This is a genomic window from Ktedonosporobacter rubrisoli (assembly GCF_004208415.1).
Classification (GTDB): domain Bacteria; phylum Chloroflexota; class Ktedonobacteria; order Ktedonobacterales; family Ktedonobacteraceae; genus Ktedonosporobacter; species Ktedonosporobacter rubrisoli.
Window position 1 is genome coordinate 1,586,930 of record NZ_CP035758.1, and the last position, 23,008, is coordinate 1,609,937.

The 23,008-nt window shown below is 52.9% G+C and carries 21 protein-coding genes and 1 pseudogene; 14 read left to right on the forward strand and 8 right to left on the reverse strand.

The window, feature by feature from the left end:
• Positions 1-58 precede the first annotated feature (58 nt).
• Complete coding sequence (locus tag EPA93_RS07280; RefSeq protein ID WP_129886417.1) at positions 59-556, forward strand: AAA family ATPase; 498 nt, start codon at positions 59-61, stop codon at positions 554-556.
• A 179-nt stretch (positions 557-735) separates the two neighbouring features.
• Positions 736-1,185 carry a PPOX class F420-dependent oxidoreductase gene (locus EPA93_RS07285; RefSeq protein WP_207229472.1) on the forward strand — a complete coding sequence of 150 codons (450 nt, stop codon included), beginning with the start codon at positions 736-738 and terminating at the stop codon, positions 1,183-1,185.
• A gap of 164 nt (positions 1,186-1,349) precedes the next feature.
• Here EPA93_RS07285 and EPA93_RS07290 read toward each other — a convergent pair whose 3' ends face one another.
• On the reverse strand, positions 1,350-1,883 hold the full coding sequence (locus EPA93_RS07290) for a DUF1697 domain-containing protein (RefSeq protein WP_129886418.1): 534 nt from the start codon (positions 1,881-1,883) through the stop codon (positions 1,350-1,352).
• A 230-nt stretch (positions 1,884-2,113) separates the two neighbouring features.
• On the opposite strand from EPA93_RS07290, the gene EPA93_RS07295 reads away from it, so the two are divergent.
• Positions 2,114-2,689, forward strand: a complete 576-nt coding sequence (locus EPA93_RS07295; RefSeq protein WP_165422941.1) for a GyrI-like domain-containing protein — start codon at positions 2,114-2,116, stop codon at positions 2,687-2,689.
• A 39-nt stretch (positions 2,690-2,728) separates the two neighbouring features.
• Here EPA93_RS07295 and EPA93_RS07300 read toward each other — a convergent pair whose 3' ends face one another.
• Both EPA93_RS07300 and EPA93_RS07305 read right to left on the reverse strand, forming a co-directional pair.
• Positions 2,729-4,105 (reverse strand): MFS transporter, encoded by a 1,377-nt coding sequence (locus EPA93_RS07300; RefSeq protein ID WP_129886420.1) that lies wholly within the window; start codon positions 4,103-4,105, stop codon positions 2,729-2,731.
• Positions 4,106-4,319: 214 nt separating this feature from the next.
• The gene (locus EPA93_RS07305; RefSeq protein ID WP_129886421.1) at positions 4,320-4,730 is read right to left on the reverse strand and encodes a MerR family transcriptional regulator; all 411 of its coding nucleotides are present in this window, start codon (positions 4,728-4,730) and stop codon (positions 4,320-4,322) included.
• Positions 4,731-5,000: 270 nt separating this feature from the next.
• Here EPA93_RS07305 and EPA93_RS07310 point away from each other — a divergent pair, with 270 nt between their 5' ends.
• The 5 genes from EPA93_RS07310 to EPA93_RS07330 all read left to right on the forward strand — a co-directional run bounded on the left by EPA93_RS07310 (position 5,001) and on the right by EPA93_RS07330 (position 10,283).
• Positions 5,001-6,026: a Gfo/Idh/MocA family protein gene (locus tag EPA93_RS07310; RefSeq protein ID WP_129886422.1), complete on the forward strand. Its 1,026-nt coding sequence runs from the start codon at positions 5,001-5,003 to the stop codon at positions 6,024-6,026.
• 78 nt (positions 6,027-6,104) lie between these two features.
• Entirely contained in the window at positions 6,105-7,406 is a 1,302-nt protein-coding gene (locus EPA93_RS07315; RefSeq protein WP_207229473.1) for an ABC transporter substrate-binding protein, read from the forward strand.
• Between the two features lie 56 nt (positions 7,407-7,462).
• The gene (locus tag EPA93_RS07320; RefSeq protein ID WP_129886423.1) at positions 7,463-8,428 is read left to right on the forward strand and encodes a carbohydrate ABC transporter permease; all 966 of its coding nucleotides are present in this window, start codon (positions 7,463-7,465) and stop codon (positions 8,426-8,428) included.
• A 48-nt stretch (positions 8,429-8,476) separates the two neighbouring features.
• Positions 8,477-9,322, forward strand: coding sequence for a carbohydrate ABC transporter permease (locus tag EPA93_RS07325; RefSeq protein WP_207229474.1), 846 nt, complete (start codon positions 8,477-8,479; stop codon positions 9,320-9,322).
• 166 nt (positions 9,323-9,488) lie between these two features.
• Positions 9,489-10,283, forward strand: a complete 795-nt coding sequence (locus tag EPA93_RS07330; protein WP_165422942.1) for a GntR family transcriptional regulator — start codon at positions 9,489-9,491, stop codon at positions 10,281-10,283.
• A 135-nt stretch (positions 10,284-10,418) separates the two neighbouring features.
• On the opposite strand, the gene EPA93_RS07335 is transcribed toward EPA93_RS07330, so the two are convergent.
• Positions 10,419-11,252, reverse strand: coding sequence for an SDR family NAD(P)-dependent oxidoreductase (locus tag EPA93_RS07335; RefSeq protein ID WP_129886425.1), 834 nt, complete (start codon positions 11,250-11,252; stop codon positions 10,419-10,421).
• A gap of 380 nt (positions 11,253-11,632) precedes the next feature.
• Here EPA93_RS07335 and EPA93_RS07340 point away from each other — a divergent pair, with 380 nt between their 5' ends.
• Together EPA93_RS07340 and EPA93_RS07345 are read left to right on the forward strand one after the other, a co-directional pair.
• Positions 11,633-12,472, forward strand: coding sequence for an isocitrate lyase/PEP mutase family protein (locus EPA93_RS07340; protein ID WP_129886426.1), 840 nt, complete (start codon positions 11,633-11,635; stop codon positions 12,470-12,472).
• Between the two features lie 274 nt (positions 12,473-12,746).
• On the forward strand, positions 12,747-13,205 hold the full coding sequence (locus EPA93_RS07345; RefSeq protein ID WP_129886427.1) for a carboxymuconolactone decarboxylase family protein: 459 nt from the start codon (positions 12,747-12,749) through the stop codon (positions 13,203-13,205).
• Between the two features lie 117 nt (positions 13,206-13,322).
• Here the strand turns inward: EPA93_RS07345 and EPA93_RS07350 are convergent, their stop codons facing one another.
• Together EPA93_RS07350 and EPA93_RS50710 are read right to left on the reverse strand one after the other, a co-directional pair.
• Positions 13,323-14,180 carry a class I SAM-dependent methyltransferase gene (locus EPA93_RS07350; RefSeq protein ID WP_129886428.1) on the reverse strand — a complete coding sequence of 286 codons (858 nt, stop codon included), beginning with the start codon at positions 14,178-14,180 and terminating at the stop codon, positions 13,323-13,325.
• A 207-nt stretch (positions 14,181-14,387) separates the two neighbouring features.
• Positions 14,388-15,604 (reverse strand): annotated as a pseudogene (locus tag EPA93_RS50710) (cytochrome P450 family protein).
• 190 nt (positions 15,605-15,794) lie between these two features.
• On the opposite strand from EPA93_RS50710, the gene EPA93_RS07360 reads away from it, so the two are divergent.
• The gene (locus EPA93_RS07360) at positions 15,795-16,442 is read left to right on the forward strand and encodes a TetR/AcrR family transcriptional regulator (RefSeq protein ID WP_129886429.1); all 648 of its coding nucleotides are present in this window, start codon (positions 15,795-15,797) and stop codon (positions 16,440-16,442) included.
• Between the two features lie 26 nt (positions 16,443-16,468).
• Entirely contained in the window at positions 16,469-17,428 is a 960-nt protein-coding gene (locus EPA93_RS07365) for a carbohydrate kinase family protein (RefSeq protein WP_129886430.1), read from the forward strand.
• Positions 17,429-17,493: 65 nt separating this feature from the next.
• On the opposite strand, the gene EPA93_RS07370 is transcribed toward EPA93_RS07365, so the two are convergent.
• Positions 17,494-18,303 carry a MerR family transcriptional regulator gene (locus tag EPA93_RS07370; protein ID WP_129886431.1) on the reverse strand — a complete coding sequence of 270 codons (810 nt, stop codon included), beginning with the start codon at positions 18,301-18,303 and terminating at the stop codon, positions 17,494-17,496.
• 235 nt (positions 18,304-18,538) lie between these two features.
• Positions 18,539-20,017, reverse strand: coding sequence for a hypothetical protein (locus EPA93_RS07375; RefSeq protein WP_129886432.1), 1,479 nt, complete (start codon positions 20,015-20,017; stop codon positions 18,539-18,541).
• A gap of 368 nt (positions 20,018-20,385) precedes the next feature.
• Here EPA93_RS07375 and EPA93_RS07380 point away from each other — a divergent pair, with 368 nt between their 5' ends.
• Both EPA93_RS07380 and EPA93_RS07385 read left to right on the forward strand, forming a co-directional pair.
• A complete protein-coding gene (locus EPA93_RS07380; RefSeq protein ID WP_129886433.1) occupies positions 20,386-21,330 on the forward strand; it encodes a GNAT family N-acetyltransferase in 945 nt (314 codons plus the stop codon).
• A 181-nt stretch (positions 21,331-21,511) separates the two neighbouring features.
• Positions 21,512-22,948, forward strand: coding sequence for an MFS transporter (locus EPA93_RS07385; RefSeq protein WP_129886434.1), 1,437 nt, complete (start codon positions 21,512-21,514; stop codon positions 22,946-22,948).
• Positions 22,949-23,008: the final 60 nt, after the last annotated feature.

Sequence of the window (23,008 nt, forward strand, 5' to 3'; positions counted from 1 at the left end):
ATGCTATCATCGTTTGGTCAGGTTGACCTATCTTACTGTTAGTGTGAGGGATGGTCTCATGAAGCGAATTCTTTTAACGGGAATGTCTGGGACTGGCAAATCGACGCTCATCCGCGCGTTGGCTGCGCGCGGATACAAGGCTGTGGATGCCGACTGTGACGAGCTCTCCCAATGGATAGAAGTTAAAGATCCTATGGGGGCTGAAGTCACGCCAGTAGATGGGAACAGGGATTGGGTGTGGCGAGAGGAGCGCATGCACCATCTCTTGTCCACTGAGGACGCCGAGGTGCTGTTCGTGAGCGGTTGCGCGGAGAATATGCCGCAGTTCTTTCCCAGGTTCGATCTTATCGTCTTGCTGAGTGCGCCAGCCTCGATCATCGTAGAAAGATTGCGTAGCAGGACCACCAATCAGTACGGCAAACAGCCCGGCGAGGTCGCTCGCGTACTGCGTTTGGTGGAAAGCGTCGAGCCGCGCTTGCGACGCGCTGCCGATTACGAGATTGATACCAGTCTCCCTCTTGAGCAGGTAATGGCGGCCTTGCTTCGCCTGCTTTAACCACACCATGATCTTGCTATGATATCAGGTAGGGCGAGCCCGGGTTGAGGACGAACTGTTAGTTTTGACAGTAGAAAGAACTATCAGTTCTGACAGCCTGGGAATCGCCCATTGGGACAGAGCGCTAGACTTGCCCTTTGTTTAAAATAGGAATAGTTTAAGGGCTAGAAAAGCCCACTATGAAAAAGTATAGTCTAGATGAGAAAGGGCTAACGATGAGCAAGTTTACTCCTGAAGAGATAGCCTATCTGCAAGATCAACGCCTTGGCCGCTTGGCCACGGTCGGCGCCAACGGCGAGCCCCATGTGGTGCCCGTAGGTTTTCGTTATAATCCCGAGCATGATAGCATCGATATTGGCGGATTTCATATGGGCTCAACAAAAAAGTATCGCGACGCGATTCGCTATGGTCGTGCGGCCTTTGTTGTCGATGATGTCTTACCGCCCTGGCAGCCGCGCATGCTTGAGATTCGCGGGACTGTAGAGGGACTGTCGGAAGGCGGCAAAGAGATTATGCCCCAATTGGCACCCGAGATTGTGCGCATTACGCCAACGCGCATTATTTCCTTTGGCCTCAACACCGAGAGTGAACAGCCTGAACAGGGTCCATCCAGCCGCAAGGTAGGCTAAGCTTGCGAGCTTGGCTTACAATCAGATAGAGCAGCGCTGAAGCACGAGAGAATTACTGCTTTTCTCGTGCTGAGCTTTCTACTGCCGAAAAAGAGTACCACTGTATTCCTGGCCACCGCTCTCTGTTGCTCTCTAAAATTGGGCACAGTAAGATAGTGGGAAGGCTAAGCTTTCCGGGCCGCCTGCAGAATCTTAGCCAGCGTATGGAAGAAGCGCGTGGTCGTAACCGTGCCAAGCTCTTTGAAGACGTAAGAAACTGGTGGCCGGCCATTGATAATATACCAGACCATAAATGCTTCGTGATCGGTTGTGCTGATAACTTCCATATCGTTTTTGGGTGAGCGTAGAGGCAGAGCCAGCGTTTCAGGGATCGCACTTTTCGTGAATACAACGCATAGACGCATATCAGATGTAACGGTAAGATGTTGAAAGGCGTCGCTGGCTCCAAGCTCTTCAAGCTCGGGAATGGTGCGCAAGAACACGGGCACCGCAAAGCCCAGCGCCTCGTAGAGATGGTGCTCAATCCGCGCAACCAGTAGCTCGCGATCAGTTTCCTCAGTTTCGAAGAACACGTTTCCGCTTTGAATATAGCTTCGTACGTTTGTAAAGCCCAATTCTTTAAACAACTCACGCAGGCGCTCCATTTTAACCATGTGGCCACCAACGTTGATGCCGCGCAAAAGCGCAATATAGATCATCAAATCCTCCCGCTATATCTGATACATTGCAGATCTTTTATCTTGAAATAATATACTTGATTATAGCATTGCTCAGGAACAAATGTACGATATGGCTACAATATCCTATTCTCGCTGCAGGCTATAGCGCCGCGTTTATATCAAGATGATGGACCTGCCAGCAGCACGTAGCGCAAGATTCAAGAAGTTTTATGTTTAGCTATCTTGTTATACTAAGGCGGTTATTTGCTGTGAAGAGTGCCCAGGCGCTCAGCTGCTATTTCTCAACAACGCGGCTTGAGAAGAAAGCGAGATGGATCTTGATTGGCGAAGCAAAGCTAGAGGAGCGTAGTGCTCAGCCTTATATGGGCCTTAGAACACAGATCAGTATGCAGGAATTTGGACCAGCCATACCGCAGCTGTTTGGAGAAGTATTTGCCTGGCTAGAAAAGCGAGGAATAGCGCCGGCTGGAGCTCCCTTTATTCGCTACCATGTTATCAATATGGCGGCAAAGATGGATATCGAGGCTGGCGTTCCCATTGCCAGCATCCTGGCTGGTGATGAGCGTGTCAAAGCTAGTATTCTGCCGGGTGGGCGGTATGCCTCGCTCGTATTTACAGGAGTAGAGAATGGTCTTGCCGCGAATAAGGCGCTGTTGGATTGGGGAGCGCAACACGCTTTGAGATGGGATCAGTGGGAGGCTGAGAACGGCGAGGCCTTCGGTTCGCGGGTCGAGTTCTCGCTTACCAATCCGGCTGAAGAGCCGAATCCGGCAAACTGGCAAACCCAGATTGCGATTCGGCTGGCCGATGAGCGCACTCACTAGCGCCGCGTTGGATAACTCGTGGCGAACCGCAGGGGTGCGCTAGTCGGTTCGGCGCTCAGCAACAAAGCATAGAGCGACTATGAAGCCGAGCGCCACGACTCCTCCGGCAATAATAAAGGCAATGTGCATATCAGCGATAAACGTTTGTGGCTTGCCTACTAGCGCGCCCAGGATCGCCACGCCCAGAACACCACCAACCTGCCGGCTGGCATTGAGGATACCCGAGGCTATTCCTGACTGCTCTTTCGGCGCGTGGGAGATGGCAGCTTCAGTCATTGCTGGTAAGACGAGCGAAAGCCCGAAGCCAAGCAGGGCGAGCATACATGCAATCAGTGGGTAGCTGCTCTTGGCGTCAATAAGCCAGAAGCCCAGGCAGGCTGGTATGCTGATCAGCAGCCCGCAGAGCATCACGCCTTTGGCCCCAATTCTGCTCAGGAGCTTTCCCGCGATCAGCGTTGCCAGAAGCGCGAAGCCAAATTCGGGAATGAGGGCGAAACCGGTAGCCGAAGCGCTATAATGTCTCACTTGCTGCAAGAAGAGGCTCAAGATAAAGAGTGAGCTATAGAATGTGAAGGTCTGGCAGACGGCAACTATATTCGCCGCTGAAAAGGTGCGCTCGTGCAGCATCTTGAGCGGAAACATGGGTGAGCTAGCCCTCTGTTCGCGCCAGAGAAACAGCAGCAGGAAGAGGATACATCCTGCGTAGGCCACGAGTATAGAGGGCGAACTTATGCCCAGAGCACTGCCTTCAATCAAGGCAAAGGTTAATAAGGCGAGCGTGGCTATGCTTGTGAGTTGGCCTGTTAGATCAAGGCTGCGTCCTCCCTGAGAAGTTCCCGGAGCCACAAAGCGGTATGTCAGCAAAAAGCAGAGTATTCCGATAGGCAGATTGAGCAGAAAGACACTACGCCAGCTCAGAGCGTTTACCAGCAAGCCGCCAAGAATAGGCCCGGAGACAGCGGCGATAGTTGCCACAGCCGCCCAGATACCGATTGCTCGTCCCCTTGCCCGGGCTTCGGGAAAAGTTGTATTTATAAGAGCTAGCGTTGTCGGAACAAGCAGGGCCGCGCCCAATCCCTGGAAAGCGCGCGCTATTTGCAAGACGAACAGGCTAGGAGCGGCTCCGCACAGTGTTGAGGCAAGGGTAAAGAGCGTGACCCCGCCTAAAAAGACTCGTCTTCCTCCTAGCCTATCGCCAAGTGCGCCTCCCGTGAGCAAAAAACTGGCGAAGACGAGAGAATAACCATCCACAATCCACTGAAGCCCGGTAACATCTGCTCCCAATTGTTGCTTGATATTGACAAGAGCAACGTTTACAACGGTTAAATCAAGAATGGTCATAAAGTAACCAGTACAAATGGCGATCAGAGGCAGCGTATAACGCATCTCAACCTGTCGACCAGACGTATCTACCATATATCCTCCTTCTTTCAGACCCTGCAAGATGAATTCATTACTAAAATGGCCCGTGCGCTGTTTTTGGACGGGCGATCTTCAAGCTCTCTATAATCAAACCAGAACAAATAACACTGACGTACTGCTGTCAGCATGACCAGATCATAGAGAACAGGCCTACTCTTGAACCTGCTATAGCGGAGCTCATCCTTCTAGCGATAGCGCGACAGGTCCTTTAATTGCTCTGTAGTACAATAATGTTGGGTGTGATTCTGCTCTGCTCTGTTAGCAACCGCTTGCGGACGCGCTGACTCTTCCTCTCAATCGCCGCAAGGCGCTCTTCCAATTCCTTGATGCGTTGGCGCACCTGGCGCTTATGAGTCTCCAGCAGAGCTAGCTCTGTAGCCGCGGGCGCGCCCTGACGCCGTAGGTCGGCAAAGATTTGCATTTGGCGAATAGGCATGCCTGTATTGCGCAAACACTGCAGGAACTCGATCCAGAAGAGATCATCGGCAGTATAGCGACGATGGCCGCTCATGGCGCGATTCACCGGATCAATCAGGCCAACACGTTCATAGTAGCGCAGCGTATGCACGCTTAAGCCTGTGCGCGCCGCTGCCTCTTGAATTGTAAGTAGTTCTTCCATGCTCAAAGTATAGAATTTGGAGTGCACTCGAAGTCAAGGGAAATTTTTGCCTTGACATTCTCGAAATGCTGGTATATATTTCCTAAAAAGTGGTACGTACCAAATTGAGAATGGTTCTGTCTTGAGAATGTACTCGGAGCAGGATCGGCATTGTAAGCTGTGGCGTCAGGAGGAGTAAAAGCGCCGATTTATTTATTGCCCCTGACGCAATAATTCCTGGCCTTGCGCCCCGTGGTAACTGCGACGTTATCAGCAATAAGGAGAAGAGACATGAAACAAATTGGGATTGGCGTGATTGGTCTGGGTGAAATGGGATTGAGTCATGCAAATATCTATGCTCAATTACCTGATGTACGTCTTATTGGTATTTATGATATCAATAGTGCCCTGGCCAGCACTATTGCCCAACGTCTAGGCACGCAAGCTTTTCCCAGTCTTGAAGCACTCCTGGCCGCGCCAGAAATCGAGGCCGTGAGTATCTGCACTCCTGATAACCTGCATTATGAGAGCACCGTGCAAGCCCTCAATGCTGGCAAGCATATTCTGCTTGAGAAGCCTCTGACAGTTGATCTCACCGAGGGTCGGGAGCTTGTGCGGCGCGCCGAGCAGAGCCCACAGGTCTTTATGGTTGGCCACGTCCTGCGTTTTGATCCCCGCTATTATCTCACCAGGCAAGAAGTTGCCGAGGGCAATATCGGTGACCTCATCCATCTTTACGCGCGCCGCAATAACCTGCTCACCAATGCGCGCCGCTTACGAGGCCGCACATCGGTAGCAATGTTCCTGGGTGTGCATGACATTGACGTCATGCTCTGGCTTATGGAAAGCAGCGTCGAGACGGTTTATGCTTCCGCAACTAGCAATCTCCTCAAAGATCTAGGCGTTGCCGATACGATCATGGCTACCTTGCGTTTCACCTCTGGAGCCGTTGGGGCCTTAGAGGTTTCGTGGGTGCTGCCCGAGCAGTTTGTCTCAGGCATCGATGCTCGCCTTGAAGTGATGGGAACCCAGGGCGCCATCTATGTGGATATTCACAACCAGGGTTTGCGCGTCTTCAAGCATGGACAACTCACCTATCCAGATATCAGCTACGGAACCCAGCTTAACGGGCGTTTCATCGGTATTCTCAAAGAAGAATTGGCCGAGTTCATTCTCGCCATTAAGGAAGGTCGTCCCAGCCCTGTTTCGGCCCGCGAGGCATACCGCGCCGTAGAGGTTGCCGTAGCTATCGAAGAATCGGCGCGTACGGGTGAAGTTGTGCGCCTGGCAACTGAGAAACGAGCCCAGCAGCCCTGAGTAAGGCTGCTCTAACTCGCTTAATTGTCGTGCCAGTTGCCAGCAAGACTGGGTATATCTGGAAGGGGGACGGAAGCTATGTTGAAACGAGTTACTGTCGCGCTCCTCACAGGCGTCATGCTGCTTTGTGCGGCCTGTGGTACGGCTCCTATGGTTCATGGGACGCCCGATAAGCCCTTTGCCGGCCAGACCGTCAATGTGCTCATGGAACAGCATACAAGCAGCGATGCGATTCGGCAGCTATTGCCAGAGTTTGAGAAGACGACAGGCATCAAGGTAAATCTGGATATTGTGCCTTATGATAACCTGACTTCAAAGGCGCTTCTGGGCTTTAGCCAGGGTAGCGATCAGTATGATGTGGTATTTGACGACTGGATTCATGGCCTGGCTTATGCCAAAGCCGGCTATATTGTACCGCTTGCGCCTTACGCGCAGAAGCTGAGCAGCTATTACCATGAGCAGGACTTTTATGCGCCGTATATTCAAATGCCACGGTATGATAAGCAGTTGTATGGTTTACCTGTCTACGGTGAAAGCACGTTTTTGATGTACCGCAAAGATTTGTTTGAAAAGTATCATATTGCGGTGCCGAAGACGATGAACGAGCTTGAAGCGGCGGCCCAGAAGATCTATAGCGCAACTGATGGCAAGGTCTATGGTATTACCCTGCGTGGACAGCAAGGCATTCAAAATGTCTATGTCTGGTCAGCTTTTCTTTGGGCCTTTGGCGGCCAATGGTTGCAGGGCAATCACGTAGCCCTTGATAGTCAACAGGCGCTGAAGGCGCTTAAGTTCTACACTGATCTGCTCAATCGTTATGGGCCGCCGGGTGTAGCTAACTTTGGCTGGCAGGAGAATCGCTTGCTCTTCCAGCAGGGCAAAGCTGCCATGACCATCGATGCCACTGTCAATGGCGCCTACAATGAAGATCCTGCGCAATCCTCGATTGTTGGCAAAGTGGGTTATGCGCCCGTGCCAACTGCCGTAGCCGATCCTGTCGGCAGCCCCTCTTCGCTTGAGGTACACGGGCTCTATCTCTCAAAGTTCAGCACCCATCCCGAGGCCGCCTGGCTGTTTATGTCCTGGGCCACCTCCAAGCAGGTGCAACTTCAGCGCATGCAGATCAGCCCGGATTCAGGGGTGACGGCCCTGGCGGCCATCGATAGCCAGACCTTTAAAGATCGCTATGGAGCTTTCCGCGAGACCATGCTAGCCTCATTGGCGCGTGGCAATAGTAATTATCTGCCCCAGATTCCGCAGTCAAACCAGATCATTAATTATGCTGGTATCGCTATTGCTCAGGCGCTGGTCGGTGCGCAAAAGCCGGATGCTGCGCTCGCTTCAGCCGCGCGGCAGTGCAATCAATTGCTGGGAGGCTGAAAATGGCGTTGATGCTTCCGCCTGGTTGTTGAGATGAGCAAAAGGAGACATATGCTATGGCTTTTACCCCATCGGCTTCTGCTTCAGTAGAGGAGCGATCAGCGTTTGTGAGTCCGCCACCCGACTATCATAACCGGCGCAAGGCCAGGGCGCGGGTGCCTTATTACTTTGTGCTGCCGGCTGTTCTTGTGCTGGCGCTCATCGGCATCTTCCCCTTTTTCTATGCTATCTTCATGAGCATGCGCTCGCTCAACCTGCTCGATCCAAGCAATGATCGGATGGTCTGGCTGCTCAATTTCGTGCGCCTGGCGCAGGACGAGCGGGCCTGGCATTCCTTGCTGATTACCCTGTTTTATACAGTGGGGGCAATCGTGCTTGAGGTGGTGCTCGGGCTGGCCATTTCGCTGTTGCTCAATCGCGATTTCCGGGGTCGTGCGCTGGTGCGCGGGCTGCTCCTGATCCCTATCGTCATGACGCCGGTTGTTGTAGGGCTGCTCTGGCGCATCTTTTACGATCCCAGCGCAGGCATTATCAATTATGTGCTGGGACAAATCGGTCTGGGCAGCCAGCATGATTGGCTGGGCAATATTCATACCGCCCTGGGCGCTCTGATCGTGACTGATGTCTGGCAGTGGACGCCATTTGTGATCCTGATCACCATGGCAGGCTTGGAATCGCTGCCACAGGAGCCCTTCGAGGCTGCTTACATCGATGGAGCCTCGAAATGGCAGGCCTTTATCTATGTCACGCTGCCCCTGCTGCGGCGCACGCTTGCCGTGGCCTTGATCCTGCGTACCATTGATTGCCTGAAGACGTTTGATACGATCTATGTGATGACGCAGGGCGGGCCTGGTCTGGCCACAGAGACTGCCAATCTCTATGCCTATATTCAGGGCTTCAATTACTTTGATGTGAGCTATGCGACGGCCTTCGCTTTGGTTTTCACAATTGTGCTCACGATTGTAGTGACGACGCTTGTACGCAAGTTTGTCTTTGTGAAGCAAGTTGAAGAAGGAGCATAGCGCCTTCTCGCCTGCTAAGAAGGGCGCGTAGGAGAGGGAGAATAGATTATGCAGATGTCGGTACGCCAACCAGCCTATGCACGAGCCGTGCGACGCGTGCTGTTCTGGCTAGCTGTGATCGTCGTGCTTGTCTTCTTTTTGTTTCCGCCGGTCTGGCTGTTATTGACTTCGCTCAAAAACTATAAAGATGCGTTTGCCATGCCGCCGGTGCTCATTTTTAAGCCGATCCTTGATAATTATGTGCAGGTGCTGGGCAATGCCGATTTTCTTGGTTATGCCTGGCATAGCGTGGTGGTGGCGATAGTTTCGAGCGGGCTCTCGCTGCTTATCGGAGCTCCGGCGGCCTATGCGCTGGCCAAGATGCGCTTTAAGGGTCGCGATGATCTTGCCCTCTTTGTGTTGGGATCGCGCATAGCGCCGCCGCTTATGCTGCTTTTCCCGCTGTATCTTATCTTCTTTCATATTCATGTGCTGAACTCGCTGCCGGCCCTGATCGTGACCTATATTACGATGGAGCTGCCCTTTACGGTCTGGATTCTTTCGACCTTCTTTGAGGATGTGCCTGATGAGATTCGCGAGGCAGCCCTTGTGGATGGCGAGGGCGAGTTTGGGGCGTTCTTGCACGTGATGTTGCCCTTGATCCGTTCCGGCCTGGCGGCAACTGCCATTCTGTGTATTATCCAGTCCTGGAATGAGTTCTTGTTTGCGCTGATCTTGTCAGGGAACCATAGCAGTACTTTGCCAGTTGGCATTACTTCCTTTATGACCTTCCAGGGAACCCAGTGGGGACCGCTGACGGCTGCGGGCACGCTGGTGATGATTCCGATCCTTATCTTTTGTCTACTTGTGCAGAAACCTCTAGTGCGAGGAATGACCCTCGGTGCGGTAAAATAGGAAGAGTCGCCTGGAGCTTTATGGGTAAGCTGGAGAATCCCGGGTCTGCCTGATAGTGATGCTCGTCAGTCTTGCGGGTCCCGTGTTTGCCTACCGCTTAGCCTGGTAGGGAAGGAGGGAGCGGGTATCGTGCCGGGGACAAATGATAGGAGGAGAGAAGAGAGGTATGATGATTAATCATCGGGGGCCTGAGCCGTTAAGTGGCGAGGGCGAACCGCTTTATACCCGGCTGCGGGATCGTCTGGCCACCGATCTGGCGGCAGGACGCTGGGAGCCGGGGTCGCGCTTGCCCTCGGAGCGCGCTTTGAGCGAGCAGTATGGATGCAGCCGTTTGACCGTGCGCCAGGCCCTGTCCGAGCTAGAAGAGGCTGGCTTGCTAATACGCCGACGAGGATCAGGGACGTTTGTCGCCCAGCAATTGTTGATTCGCAAGAATTTTCGTGGTCTCTCCAGCTTTAGCGACGATATGCGGCAGCGCGGCCTGGTTCCGGGCTCGGTTGTCCTGCAACAGATGCTGGCCTTTCCCAATTCTGAACAAAGGCGCCTGTTAGGGATCGCGCCTCACGAGGGCGCCGTAATTGTGAAGCGTTTGCGCCTGGCCAATGAGATTCCTATGGCTCTGGAGACCGCTATCTTGCCAGCCGCGCTCTGTCCAGGCTTAGAGCAGCACGGTGATCTCGACAAAACCTCGCTTTATGAGATTCTTGAGCGCGAATATGGTTTGGTGCCAGACCACGCGCAGGAAGTCGTAGAGGCAATGCTGGCCGGACCCGAAGAGGCGCAGCTATTGAAGGTGGATGTCGGGGCGGCTCTATTGCGCATTAGACGCCTTACCTTTGACAAGAATCGCCGCCCTTTCGAGCATGTAGAGTCGCTCTATTGTGGCGATAAGTATAGCCTGGGCCTGACTGTGCGCAAATTGCATAAAAGTCAGGGTCTTCAGCCAGAGATACAGATCTGATGGACCAGGCCCTGAACAAGCCAGGTTGTAACTTGCTCAGGGCTGTATAAAGCTGATGCAATGCCTGCTTAGCAGTAGGCTAGTTTACTCTGCTTCCTGCCTCTACACTCAAGATGTCCTGCTGAGGTGAGGCCATCAGGGCATGTAGCTGCCGCCGCCAGCGGATAGATAGTTGCCGGTGAGGTAGCCAGCCTCATCGAGGGCCAGCAGGAGAATCGCGCCAGCAATATCTTCGGGTTGGGCGATGCGGCGTAAGGGCAGGCTCTGGCTAATTATCTCCTTGCGGCCTTGAATTATCGGTGCCGAGGCCTCGGTTTCAACTGCACCCGGCGCCACGACGTTAACCCGCACGCCATGCGGACCTAACTCGCGGGCCAGCACCTTCATCAAGGCGTCAATGCCGGCCTTGCCGGAGGCCAGGGCGCTGCTGCGTTCGGAGGTTGTGCGTGCGGCCAGGCTGCTTACAGCGATCAGGTTGCCGCGTTTGCGCTCAACCATTAGGGGTGCCACGATCCGCGCGGGAAGGTAAACGCCGGCCAGCGTGCGCAACACCATCTGTTGATAGAGCTGCCAATTTGACTCTAGAAAAGGTACAAAGAGGGCCTGGCTGCGTTCCTCGTTGCTTGTATCGAGAGTCCTGTTGCCGGCTATCGCATTCATGACAAGAGTATCAAGCGGGCCCAACTCTTGCTCAACCTGCCGTACCATAGCCTCAATCTGCTGCGCATCGTCAACGCTGGCTTGCACGGCTATAGCGCGCCCTCCATGCGCTTTGATAGAAGCGACGACTTCCTGAGCTCTGGCGGCGCTGGCATTATAATTGACGCCTACGGCCGCGCCATGCTGAGCAAACAGGCGTGCGGTGGCCGCGCCTATGCCCCTGCTCGCGCCAGTGATCAGAGCTACATGCCCCTGTAGGAGCTGGCTGCGTGGTCCCTGGGCCTGCTTTGGGCTTGCTATTTCTCCCATTTTTGTTCTTCCAACCTTTCTGAGAACTTCTTATAGTCATAATTCAATCTGACTGAAAGTGGTAAGCTATCTGGCGGCCGGTACAGATTTTTTATGCTCTCAAGAGTTACTTTACGGGAGTATGGCATTTCTGGCAAGAAGGCACTAAAAAGTGCTCTAGGTATCTAAAGGATACCAATTCTTTGGCAATGGAGGATAAGTGGTCCGGTCGGGATAACAAAAAGTGGCTCTTGCCATAGATCCGCCAGCGTTCTATAGTGATAAGAAAAGAGGCTGTGAGCCATCTTCTAAGCTTGCTCATGCCTCTTAGATCCTCAGTACATGCGGTACCGGCAACTACCAATTAGATTTGAGCTCGTGCCAATAGAAGGGATTGTAATATGGGTTCCAGAAGCCAAAAAGAGAAGGCTACCTATTTTCGCCAGCTGCATCGCGGGCCTGAGATGCTCGTTCTTCCCAACATCTGGGATGCGGCCAGCGCGCGTATTATAGAACAGGCTGGCTTTCCAGCCATTGCCACAACTAGCTCTGGCCTGGCCGCTGCCCTGGGCTATAGCGATGGTCAGCACCTTAGCCGTGAGTTGCTCATTGAGGCGCTGGCGCGCATCACTCGTGTCGTCGAGGGGCCAGTCACTGCGGATATTGAGGCGGGCTTCGGCAATTCAATTGCCGAGGTTGTGCAGACTGTCAAGGAGGTCATTTCGGCCGGGGTCGTTGGCATCAATATTGAAGATTCGCCTAAGCAGGGACAAAAGGCCTTGCTTGATATTGCTTATCAGGTAGAGCTCATTCAGGCCTTGCGCGAGCTGGCTACTACGCTGGATGTACCATTTGTGATTAATGCGCGTACCGATGTGCTTTTGCTGGGCATCGGTGAGCCTGAAGGGCGCTTTGCCCACACAGTGCAGCGGGCCAATGCCTATCTACAGGCGGGAGCCGATTGCGTATATCCCATCGGCTATTTCGATCAAGAGCTCATTGCCAACCTGGTCAAGGCCATTAATGGACCAGTAAATATTATGGGCAGTTCGTCGGGGCCGACTTTGCCGGAACTGGAGCGCCTGGGAGTTGCTCGCGTAAGTCTGGCTGGCGGCGTGATGCGCTCTATACTCGGGCATCTGCGCGCAATTGCTCAGGAGCTACGCGAGCATGGTACCTATACGAAGATGAGCAGCGCTGAGCTAGCAGGCGCAGAGTTCCGCACGCTTTTTTCAGATTGACGCCTGACTAGCGCTTGCCCTCTGCTTACCCGAGAGCGCTCTAACGACCGGCCAGCACCAGTTAAACGCCTTACGGTCTAGAAAATAAAATATGTGAGACTGCTAAAGTCGGGGAAGCTTCTCATCTCTCACTTCTCCCCTGGCCGCCAAAGCCAGTTTTGCCAAAATGGTCCTGCCTAAGTTGGAGGAAATGGCTCTGTTAACAGAGCCATTCTTGTGCTATTATAGCCCTACAAATGAGAAATATGCCGCAAAAACAAAAAGGAGTTTTGAGATGGAAGCCAGAATGGATTATGCAAAGGCCGCGCCTGGAGCTATGAAAGCTATGAACGGATTAGAAAAGTATCTTGCGAATTGTGGCCTTGATGCTGCTTTACTGGATCTGGTAAGGCTGCGCGCCTCGCAGATCAATGGCTGTGCCTACTGCGTAGATATGCATAGCCTTGATTTGCGCGCAGGTGGCGAGAGCGAGCAGCGTATCTATGCTCTGCCCGTCTGGCGGGAGACACCTTTCTTTAGCGAGCGTGAGCGTGCGGCCCTGCTCTGGACAGAAAAGCTTACCTTGATCTCAATTGATCATGTGCCTAGCGAAGTTTTTGAGGAGGTGCGTAGACATTTCAGCGAAGAGGAGCTGGCTAACCTCACGCTGGCCATTGCAACCATTAATGCCTGGAACCGCTTTGGCATTAGCTTCCGCGACGTTCCCGGTCAGTATACGCCCAGCAAACGTTAGGCGCTTAGATGTGGACCAGGCAAGCCCTTGCCGGTCCACTTTGTTTTCCTCATTTGACACGCATAGGGATTTCTTATAGCCATGTTGCCTGGCTCGCAAGCTGTGATTAGCATGAGGCTATGCTTTGCTGGCCCAGAAGCGCGCCACGAACGAGCAGGCGCAGAATTGTGGGGATTGCATTTCCTCTATTGCCCTCTGGCGCAACGCTTCAAGTGCTTGCTCCGTTTCGCCTGTGACGCGGGCAAGAAATGGGATGAGCAGGCGAAAGGCGATTGACCAATCCAGCACTGATTCCTGGTGTGTGCTCTCTCCGAAAGAATAATTAAATAGAAAAGCCTCGTGACGAATAGCGCTAAAGCCAGCTTCTTTGAGCAAAGAGGGATATACGGCAACAAGACCATTATGATCGCCCTCTGCAGTAAAGCAGTAGCCAGTCTGATGGAAGGCCCGCATCGCCAGGCTTACCAGGCGCGTCAGGGAAGGGCTGTTTGAACTGCCCATATCGTCGATTTCTGTACCCACCAGCAGGCCTCCTGGTTTAAGCACGCGTATGCATTCTTTGAGGAGGGCGGGCCAGAGCGTTGGCGAAAGAAACCCTCCTATCAAACGCGCGTGAATAAGATCAAAGCTGGCGTTGGGGAAGGATAGAGGTCCGGTGGCATTCATGGTGCAAAAGTGGAGATGCTGCAAACCTTCTTCTTTGGCGATTGATTGGGCATACTGCGTCATAACCTCAGAAATATCGATTCCGACGATCTCTATGCTGCGCTGAGACCTGGCGAGTTCGAGTGACCATTCGCCTGGCCCACTACCGAGGTCAAGGATGCACTGGCCGGAGCGCAGCTGAACCCCGGGAGGTAAGAGTCCCATAGTCGAGGTAAATATGCGCGCCTGGCGCGTGAGACGGGCCATCTCTGCCACATTCTCGGCATCGATAGGGTAACGGGTTTCGGGCGAGGGAGTTGTGCCTTCCATGCTGTCTTTCTCCTCCTACACTAATTGAAGTAAATGGGACAGCGTTAGTATAGCATATAAACACTTTGTGGGGAGATTCGGTTGATTTATTGCTGTGATGTAATGTCCATGTTAAACTGCATGAGGAACCAGAATATCTTTAGGTAGCTTCATGCTCTGTGTGACTATAGCATGTAGTCTGCTCCAAGACATCCTGGTTGGTAAGGGCTAGAAGGTTACGGGCAAGCTGCTGAGGCTGCGCAAGGAGATATGCGGCCGCCAGGTCAGCTCCTCAAACTTAACGGCCAGGCGCAGATTGGGCAGGCGTTGCAGTAAGCTTGTAAAGGCGATCTGAGCCTCCAGGCGAGCCAACGGAGCGCCAAGACAGTAATGAATGCCCTTGCCAAAGGCGATATGCCTGTTCTCCGCACGGGTGATATCCAGCCTCTCTGGCTCTGCGAATTGCTCTGGATCGGTATCGGCACCGACCAGAGAGACGAAGACCAACTCGCCTCGCTTGATGCTTTCTCCCCTATAACTATATCCTCGCTGGCCCAGCGTGGAGGCGTAGTGGTGACCGGAGCCGTGTAGCGCAGGAACTCTTCGACAGCTGAGGGAACAAGAGAGAGATCACGCTGTAACATGCGCATCTGCTCGGGATGTTGCAAGAGGGCTAAGGTGCCATTGCCAATAAGATTTACAGTTGTCTCGTGCCCGGCGAAGATGAGGAGCCAGAGCATAGAGGTCAGTTCGTTTTCGCTGATCTTGTCACCTCCCTCCTCTACCTGAGCCAGGCTGCTCGTAAGATCGTCGCCGGGATGAAGGCGCTTGTGTACGGTAAATGTCCTAAGATAATTGATGAGGTTGATCGTCTCTGCCGAGACGTCAAAGGGGCCTGCTGAAGGGTCCAATCCCGTGTTAAGCATGCTGGACCAGGAGCGAATCTGCTGGCGGTCTTCGCTGGGAATGCCTAGCATTTCTGAAATGACTGTGATCGGGAGCGGGAAGGCAAAATCACTAATCAAGTCAATTGCGCCTCTCGGCTCAAGCGCATCAAGTAACTCGTCGGTGATTTGCTGAATGCGTGGGCGCAGCTGTTCGATCATGCGCGGAGTGAAGGCTTTAGAGATCAGATGGCGCATCCGAGTATGATCTGGCGGGTCCATAGAGATGAGGCTATTCAGCAGAGGGCTAAGCAATTCTGCGTCACGGGGGCGTGGCTTTTGCTGCTCCTGCCCGTTTAAGGTGTGCCGTTGATCTTTCACAAAGCGCGGATCTTTGAGAATATCCTGGCCGAGAGCATAATTCGTGACGATCCAGGCTCGCTGCTCACCCTGAAGCATGTAAGGATAGAGCGGCCGCGAAGCGCGTAATTGAGCATAGAATGGATGTGGATTACCTAAGACCTTCTGGTCGATAAAATCGTAAGCTTGCGGTTGAAGCATATTCTACTCTCCTTTTTTCTCTCTTCATTGTCAAATCGTCAAAAAGGGTCCTATGACGTTCAGTAGCTAGTTATGCGACAGGTTGTCGTATACTCAACAATCTGTTACTATAGAGAAGTGTAAGCCGGAGATAGATCAGGGGCAAGTGACAACAATTGTAGCCTGTTGTTTATGCAACAAAGAGGAAAAAATGTCGCAAGAGCAAACTGATTTGCGCGTGAAGCGAAGCCATAAACTGCTTCGCGATGCCTTCATCGAGCTGATAGCTGAGAAGCGCTTTGATGAGATTACTGTTGGCGATATTTCTGCGCGGGCCATGGTCAACCGAGCTACATTCTATCGCCACTATCAAGATAAGTATGATCTAGTCGAGAAGATCTTTACTGATGAAGTAGGCGCACTTCTGCGTGAGCTAGGCACCTCCCCCGGAGGGCCAAAAAGGATTAACCCTGAAAAGCCGGCGGAGGCCTGGGTAAAAATGTTTGAACGTATCTCCAGGCATGCCAAGCTCTATCGTGCTTTGCTGGGCCACAATGGAAGCCCCTGGTTTGCGGCCCGGTTGCGCGATTGGGTAGTCGAGGTAATCAACGAGAGAGAGCTACTGCGCTTGCGTAAACAGAGCACGGAGCAGCACGCAAAGCCAAATGCTCTACCACAAGAAGCGGCAATCTCCCTCGCGGCCAGCTTATTTATCAATGCTATCTCCTGGTGGCTGGAAAATGAGATGCCTTGCTCGCCCAGGCAGATGGCTTCCTGGACGTTGATGTTTTTCTCCTATGGCTATCTACGCGCACTCGATCTGGAACCCGATCCTTATGTTAGCTTTGCCCTAGAATAAGAAAGAAAGCTGGGAGACATTGGAGTATGAGAACATTGGTAACTTGCATGGGCGAATGCCTTATCGATTTCCTGCCAGTTCCAAATGGTAACGCCCACGATTTTCGGATGCACCCGGCTGGCGCGCCCTTAAATATCGCTGTGGGAATTGCGCGTTTGGATCAGCCAGCGGCCTTTGTCTGTAAGGTTGCTGATGATTATTTTGGCCGCTTCTTGCGCGACTATATTGTGGCCGAGGGAGTTGATTCGCGCTTCCTGGCGATTGCGCCGGGACGCAGCACGCTGGCCTTTGTGACGATGGAAGATGGCCATCCCTCCTTCAATTTTTACGGTGAGGGAGCGGCTGACGCCCTGCTCACGCCCGCCGATATTTCTGCTGCCTTGTTCGAGGAGACTGCAATTTTTCATACCGGTTCATTCAGTCTGATGCGTGGCACAACGCCGCAGGCAGCTCTAGTAGCCGTAGAGCGGCTCAAAGGGAAAGCCTTGCTCTCGCTTGATCCAAATATTCGTCCCACGATTATTGAGGATGAAGCCAGCTATAGGGCTCTACTGCAGCACCTCTTTGCCCTGGTTGACATGCTTAAGCTCAGCGATGCAGATCTAGCCTGGTTGCTGCCTGGCAAGACAAATGAAGAGGCGCTGGTGGAACTTAGTGCGTATGGTCCCGCACTGGTGATAGTGACCTGTGGCGCTGAGGGCGCACTGGCCCTCCGTTCTCAGGGGGCGCCTATGCGTGTACCGGGCTTTGCCGTAGATGTTGTAGATACTGTGGGTGCCGGGGATGCCTTCTGTGCCGGATTGCTGGCGCGTTGTGCGCAGCTGGGAATCGTAAGGCGCGAGGCCTTGCAAGAGCTTGCGGACGAGGATGTAGAAGCTCTCTTGCTGCGGGCTTCAGCGGCGGCGGCGCTCAATTGTACGCGGGCCGGCGCCAATCCTCCACGACCGGCTGAGATCGAGGCATTTCTGCAGGCGCGCCAGCGCTGAAGCTTTCTATCTCCACTTACAGGCTAAGGAACGTGTAAGCGGGAAGCACTACTAATTACTGATGGCTAGGCTTTACTGATGGGAAACTGGATCTCGGTTATATAGCTGGCATCATCCTGACGCACGGGCTCTCCACAATGTAAGTAGAGCTCGCGGTTAGGACCGTCAATCTCGTATCCGTTAACCTCAATCCATTTGAGTAGAGTATCATAGGCCTGGCCAATCGTATTGTATGCGCCGTGATGCACCAGGCTGGCGACGGTCGCCGCGGGCAGCTCGTGTACTTTAATGCGCTCAGTCTCCGCAATACGCTGTTTCAGCGTGACAGCAGCCTCGGCATCTATGTCGCGCTCTTTATAGCCCTCGTCGTGCCAGAGCGCAAGATCCAGGCCCTCGTTATTAGAGCGCTGCAGGTAGCTATCAAGTTCGTCAAAGAGCGGTCCCACCTCATCATAGCCAGGGATGACCGTGCGGATAGAGGCGACAAGTAAAGGCGCAATCTGCTTGACCACAACATCGTATGTTGGCATTGTGTTCTCCTGTTCGATCTGTCTCAGCCGCGCTTCTACCTGCATCAAACGTAGCCGCCCCTGAATGAGCTGCTGCTGAAGTTCCGCCTGGCGTAAGCGAAACATACCCTGTAACTGGGCGAGCGGAAGCTCCTCATCAAGGAGTTGCGCGATTTGCTCCAACGTGAACCCAAGATCGCGCAGCGCGAGAATACGATTGAGTCGCGGTAGCTGGCTGGCCGAGTAGTAGCGGTAACCGGTAAAGTGGTCCACCTTCATAGGCTTAAACAGACCGATCTCGTCGTAATAACGCAGCGTCTTCACCGGCACCCGGCTAAGCTTAGAAAAATCACCTATTAGAAACATCTCGTGTACTCCACGCGCGTGCGGTTCGCTTGTTTATTCATGGCGAACCATCTATGAAAGCCTTCGTTGAAACTATACAGCCTCCAGCGGCTGGAATGTCAAGCAGCAAATTCCGAGCCTGGCAAACGCAGGTAAACGCGGCCCTGCTTCGTCTCGCTCAAACGAAGTGTGCGTTGGTGCGCCTTGTCGCTTATTAGAAGATTTTTTTTATGGCAGGATGGAAGAGTAGGGTCCACTAAGTCAGCTTGACCTGGGTGACCGAATAGCCCGGAATTTTAAGCTGGCCTTTCACACTACCTTGAGTGATGGTCAAGTCATCCTGGCTCGTAATTATCTTGAATGGCTGGCCGCTCATTTGTTGATATTCTCCGCCCTGGCCGAATATTTTGTCAACGTTCCAGTTCAGTGAGTTGGCAGAACAATTGGCAATAAAAGCCTTACGCTGCGCACCATTTGCGAAGATCCAGCCGGCCAGGCGATTTACTTCGGGGGCGCTCTGATCGAAGATAATCGGTGTGGCTGAGCTCATGCCCGCCAGCGTATCGCCGAGCAATAATAGCGTGCGACCGGCGGCAGTTGGCGTATAATTGTCGAGCGGATCGTCGGAGCTCTCGGAACGGTCAAGGAAGAAGGTTTCGTTGCCGGTCTTGCCAAGCATATCATAGAAGCTTACAAGCTCTGTGCGTTTATCGCTAAGATAAGAGAGCGTCATATAGCTGACCAGGACGCCATGCAGCCATTTGCGGAAGACGAGGAAAGGCGATTGCTTATTGTCAATAAGATTATATTCGGTCACCCAGACCTTCATATTAGCGGGGAGGGATTGCAAAAGATTTTCGAAGTCCTGCCAGCGGGAAATCACTGCATCATCGACCTTTCCCACACTGGCAGTTTCATCATCCGAGATCATGGTATCATCAACGCTTACATAAGGATGAATCGTGATGGCATCGGCTCCCTGCGCGGCCTGCAACATGCCATCGTTCCAGCCCTTACGACGTTGATCGCCAAAGAGGCCGGTAGGCGTCGAGCCAACAAGGGCAATTTTGGCCTGGGGGAATTCTTGCTTAATGCGCTTGATCCAGGACGCGGCCATAGTGCCGTAATCCTGGCCGCTGGGAAATTTGGCCTGATTATCTTTCCATTGAGGGTTGCCTATATAGAACTCGTTGCCCAGCTCGACCATGTTGACTGGCAAGCCTAGATTTTGGGCCGCGCGCAGCATTGCTACCTGGGTATCAAGATCGGAGGTGAGCATATTGAGTACATAGATTGGCTGAGCATTTGTCGCCTTATAGGCAATAAGCAGGTCCTCCAGGCGATAGGGACCATGGGGAGAATTAAGGAAGCCTCTGGGAGCGCCAGGCAAAAACCAGCCATTTTGCCAGTCCCAATAATTGGCGACGGTTCCTCCTGGATAGCGTATATTGCCAGCTTTGAGCTGTTTGGCTACTTTAAGCACTTTGGGATTCGACCAGGCGGGGCTATGCAGTGGCACATTATTATAGCCCATAAAGTAAGGGGCCAGCGGGCGCTGTGCTCCTAACGTAGCTGTGTAGGCAGCTGAGCCTGGCGTAGTTGGGGTTTCTGGCAGAGGCCAACAAGCTGCAAGAAGACTTGAGCCTACTATGCTGGCCCCGCAGAGTTGGAGGGCCTGCCGTCGACTCATCTTCTTGTACTTCTCATCTTCGCCTGCTTGAGGGGAAATGCGCATTTTTTTGTCTCCTTAGACACCTCTAATATTGACTATATTGAGTATATTTTCGCATGAAATGCATTAACGAACTTCTTATATCATATAGCCGAAATAATTTCCTCATTTATCGCCATTATTATAAGTGGTAGAGATCCTTGTGGATAGCTGGGTAGCACAAAAGGTTCATACGTTGATACGTTTCAGATTAAAAAGAAATGAAATGCAGCATTTTTTCTTAAATAGAGATTTGATCGCAGCTGGAAATACCTGCAGCTTAGTCACTACTGTGCAAATAAAATTGGCTCTATTACCTTGCATTGGTTCTACCTATCATTGATAATAAGAACGGCAATAGTGATAAATGCCTATTCTAGAGGAGGTTATTCATGAGGTCACCAGCAGCACTTATCTATAGTCATTTCGATGTAGTGCGCGATTTTCAGGCTCTGCTAGCTTTCCGCAAGAAGGTTGAGGAGGCTGATCGGGCCGGGGAAGATGTAAGCGAGGCGGCGCTGCGGGCCGAATTAAGCGTACCGGGACATAACGCCTCGCAAGATCGCTGGGTTGTGAGGCTGCATGATAATCCTCAGCTTGTTGGTTATGGCGTCATCTTTAAGGCGCCGGGTGAGACACGGGCGGATATCTACATTGCGGTCCGGCCCGAGTGGCGGCGGCTGGGTATTGGGCGCGATCTGCTGGTGCACCTGTTGGAGCGGGCTCGCCAGTTGAAGGTGCGCGAGGTAGGAGCGTACGTGGCGGTGCAGAATGCCGGCGCTACTGCCTTTCTTAGTAAGTTTGGCTTTGAGCCTGTCGCGGGCTATATGCGTATGCGCGCGAGCGCTGAGCAATCTTTTCCACCTCCCAAAGTTCCTAAAGGTTTTGTGATCCGCAGTTATGCTAAGGTAGAACGGCTAGAAGTGTTGACCGAGGCCTTCAATCGTAGCTTTGAGGGCCTGTGGGGACACAATCAAATAACGCAAGAAAGCGTGGCTGCTTTATTGCCAAAGCTGCAGCCAGAGGGTATCTTTCTCTTGTTTGCCCGCGATAAATCTATCGCCGGCATGTGTCGAGCTACCCTGGATGAACACTTAAGCCGCTTGAGTGGCCAGCCCACTGGACTTATTGATGCGCCGGGGGTCGTGCCTGAATATCGTGAGGCCGGGCTCCATCAACCTCTTTTGCTCAAGGCGATCTCCTGGCTGCTCACCCAGAAACCTGTAAACATTGCCCTGGAATCGTGGGGCGATTCTGCGGCTACCCTGCAGCGCTATCGCGATCTGGGCTTTAGCGTTGAGAACGAGGAGATTGCTTATCGTCGCAAGCTGGTCTGAAGCCTAACAACGAAGCTGCTCGCATGTCCTCTAAGAGCCCTGACCATGCGGGCAGTACAGACCTGAGCATTTGAACAGGATCAATACTGCCCGTTTGCCTGAAGGCGAATAGATCTGCTGATGATACACTCTTTTTTAGCTGCAAACTTATTCCTGGCTGCTTTGAAAAGAGGTTATACATTTGGAAACGCAGATCAAGTCTTCTTCATCGCCGCAGGCTGAGAACCGGCTTGACGCACGGCGCTGGCTGATGCTCGCTGTTGTTTTGAGTGCTGCCTTCATAGGCACTGTAGATGAATTTATTATCAATATTGCTGTTCCCTCTATCGAACATGAGTTACATACCAATTTTGCCGAAGTACAGCTTGTCGTCGCCGGCTATACGCTGGCTTTTGCCGTTTTCCTGGTGACCGGAGGGCGAATGGGCGATATATACGGGCGCAAAAGGTTATTTATACTTGGCGTTGCGAGCTTTACGCTGTTTTCAGCGCTCTGTGGCTTTGCCGCTAGTCCCTTGCTGCTGATCATCTTTCGCCTGGCCCAGGGAATCGCGGCGGCGGCGATGATTCCGCAGGTGATATCCTTTATTCAGGTCAATTTTGCGCCAAGCGAGCGCCCATTGGCCTTTGGCATTTATGCCGCTGTGAGTGGCCTTGCCTCTATTCTGGGGCAAGTTTTTGGCGGCTTCTTGCTGACGGCTAATCTTTTCAATCTTGGTTGGCGCTCGGTCTTTCTTGTCAACGTGCCTATCGGGATTATTGCCCTGCTGGCGGCTTTCCCGTTGATTCAAGAATCGCGCGAGCAGGATGCACGTAGGCTTGACTACGGCGGAGCAATATTGTTGACGATCTCGCTCTTTCTCCTGGTCTTCCCGCTAGTGATGGGTGGGAATGCCGGCTGGCCCTTGTGGAGCATAATTTGCCTGCTGCTTTTTGTGCCTAGCATGGCTATATTTCTCGTCTATGAGCAGCGCCTAACCAAGCAAGGCAAGCTTCCGCTCGTCTCGCTGGGACTTTTCCGCCAGCGTCGCTTCCCGGCTGGCCTGCTTACAAACTTGCTTGCCACTATGTTCTTTGGTGGGCTCATGTTTCTCCTGGCCTTCTATCTGCAAACGATTTTGCACCTTACTCCGCTGCAGGCAGGCCTTGCCTTTCTCGCTTCAAGCATTACCTTTATTCTTGCTTCAAGCATAAATCCGTTCCTGTTCTCACGTTTGGGAAAGTGGGGAATGTCAATTGCGGCGGCTCTTGTCACTCTGGCCTATCTGCTCCTAGTCCTATCTGCGCAGTGGTTGGTTCCTCTGTGGGGCATTGTTCCTTTGATCGTGGCCCTCTTTATGATAGGGTTTGGCATGGGTTCGCTCGTGACGCCGCTGATGAACAAGACGCTGGAAGAGGTAACTCATCAGGATGTTGGAACGGCATCGGGAGTATATACCACGGCGTCACAAGTGGCGGTGGCGCTTGGGGTGGCCCTGCTTGGACTTCTCTTCTCTATGCTCACAACTAGCGGCGGGGACGCTCTACACGCCTTTGTCATCACGTTACTGGTGACTACGCTGTTGAGTCTTGTCCTCTCTCTTACTGTCTTGCCCTTGCGCAAGCCCGCCGGGTCCTGATCTGCTAGCGAGCCTTACAAGCCGTACAGCTTGTAAGTAGTTCCCTGGCCGAACTGCTAA

Coding starts and splice junctions, on each gene's coding strand:
- EPA93_RS07320 (WP_129886423.1), top strand. CDS start 7,463: ATGGCTTTTACCCCATCGGCTTCTGCTTCAGTAGAGGAGCGATCAGCG.
- EPA93_RS07300 (WP_129886420.1), bottom strand. CDS start 4,105: ATGGTAGATACGTCTGGTCGACAGGTTGAGATGCGTTATACGCTGCCT.
- EPA93_RS07325 (WP_207229474.1), top strand. CDS start 8,477: ATGCAGATGTCGGTACGCCAACCAGCCTATGCACGAGCCGTGCGACGC.
- EPA93_RS07340 (WP_129886426.1), top strand. CDS start 11,633: ATGGGTTCCAGAAGCCAAAAAGAGAAGGCTACCTATTTTCGCCAGCTG.
- EPA93_RS07380 (WP_129886433.1), top strand. CDS start 20,386: ATGAGGTCACCAGCAGCACTTATCTATAGTCATTTCGATGTAGTGCGC.
- EPA93_RS07310 (WP_129886422.1), top strand. CDS start 5,001: ATGAAACAAATTGGGATTGGCGTGATTGGTCTGGGTGAAATGGGATTG.
- EPA93_RS07315 (WP_207229473.1), top strand. CDS start 6,105: ATGTTGAAACGAGTTACTGTCGCGCTCCTCACAGGCGTCATGCTGCTT.
- EPA93_RS07285 (WP_207229472.1), top strand. CDS start 736: ATGAAAAAGTATAGTCTAGATGAGAAAGGGCTAACGATGAGCAAGTTT.
- EPA93_RS07350 (WP_129886428.1), bottom strand. CDS start 14,180: ATGGAAGGCACAACTCCCTCGCCCGAAACCCGTTACCCTATCGATGCC.
- EPA93_RS07360 (WP_129886429.1), top strand. CDS start 15,795: ATGTCGCAAGAGCAAACTGATTTGCGCGTGAAGCGAAGCCATAAACTG.
- EPA93_RS07375 (WP_129886432.1), bottom strand. CDS start 20,017: ATGCGCATTTCCCCTCAAGCAGGCGAAGATGAGAAGTACAAGAAGATG.
- EPA93_RS07280 (WP_129886417.1), top strand. CDS start 59: ATGAAGCGAATTCTTTTAACGGGAATGTCTGGGACTGGCAAATCGACG.
- EPA93_RS07365 (WP_129886430.1), top strand. CDS start 16,469: ATGAGAACATTGGTAACTTGCATGGGCGAATGCCTTATCGATTTCCTG.
- EPA93_RS07290 (WP_129886418.1), bottom strand. CDS start 1,883: ATGATCTATATTGCGCTTTTGCGCGGCATCAACGTTGGTGGCCACATG.
- EPA93_RS07345 (WP_129886427.1), top strand. CDS start 12,747: ATGGAAGCCAGAATGGATTATGCAAAGGCCGCGCCTGGAGCTATGAAA.
- EPA93_RS07330 (WP_165422942.1), top strand. CDS start 9,489: ATGATGATTAATCATCGGGGGCCTGAGCCGTTAAGTGGCGAGGGCGAA.
- EPA93_RS07370 (WP_129886431.1), bottom strand. CDS start 18,303: ATGTTTCTAATAGGTGATTTTTCTAAGCTTAGCCGGGTGCCGGTGAAG.
- EPA93_RS07305 (WP_129886421.1), bottom strand. CDS start 4,730: ATGGAAGAACTACTTACAATTCAAGAGGCAGCGGCGCGCACAGGCTTA.
- EPA93_RS07335 (WP_129886425.1), bottom strand. CDS start 11,252: ATGGGAGAAATAGCAAGCCCAAAGCAGGCCCAGGGACCACGCAGCCAG.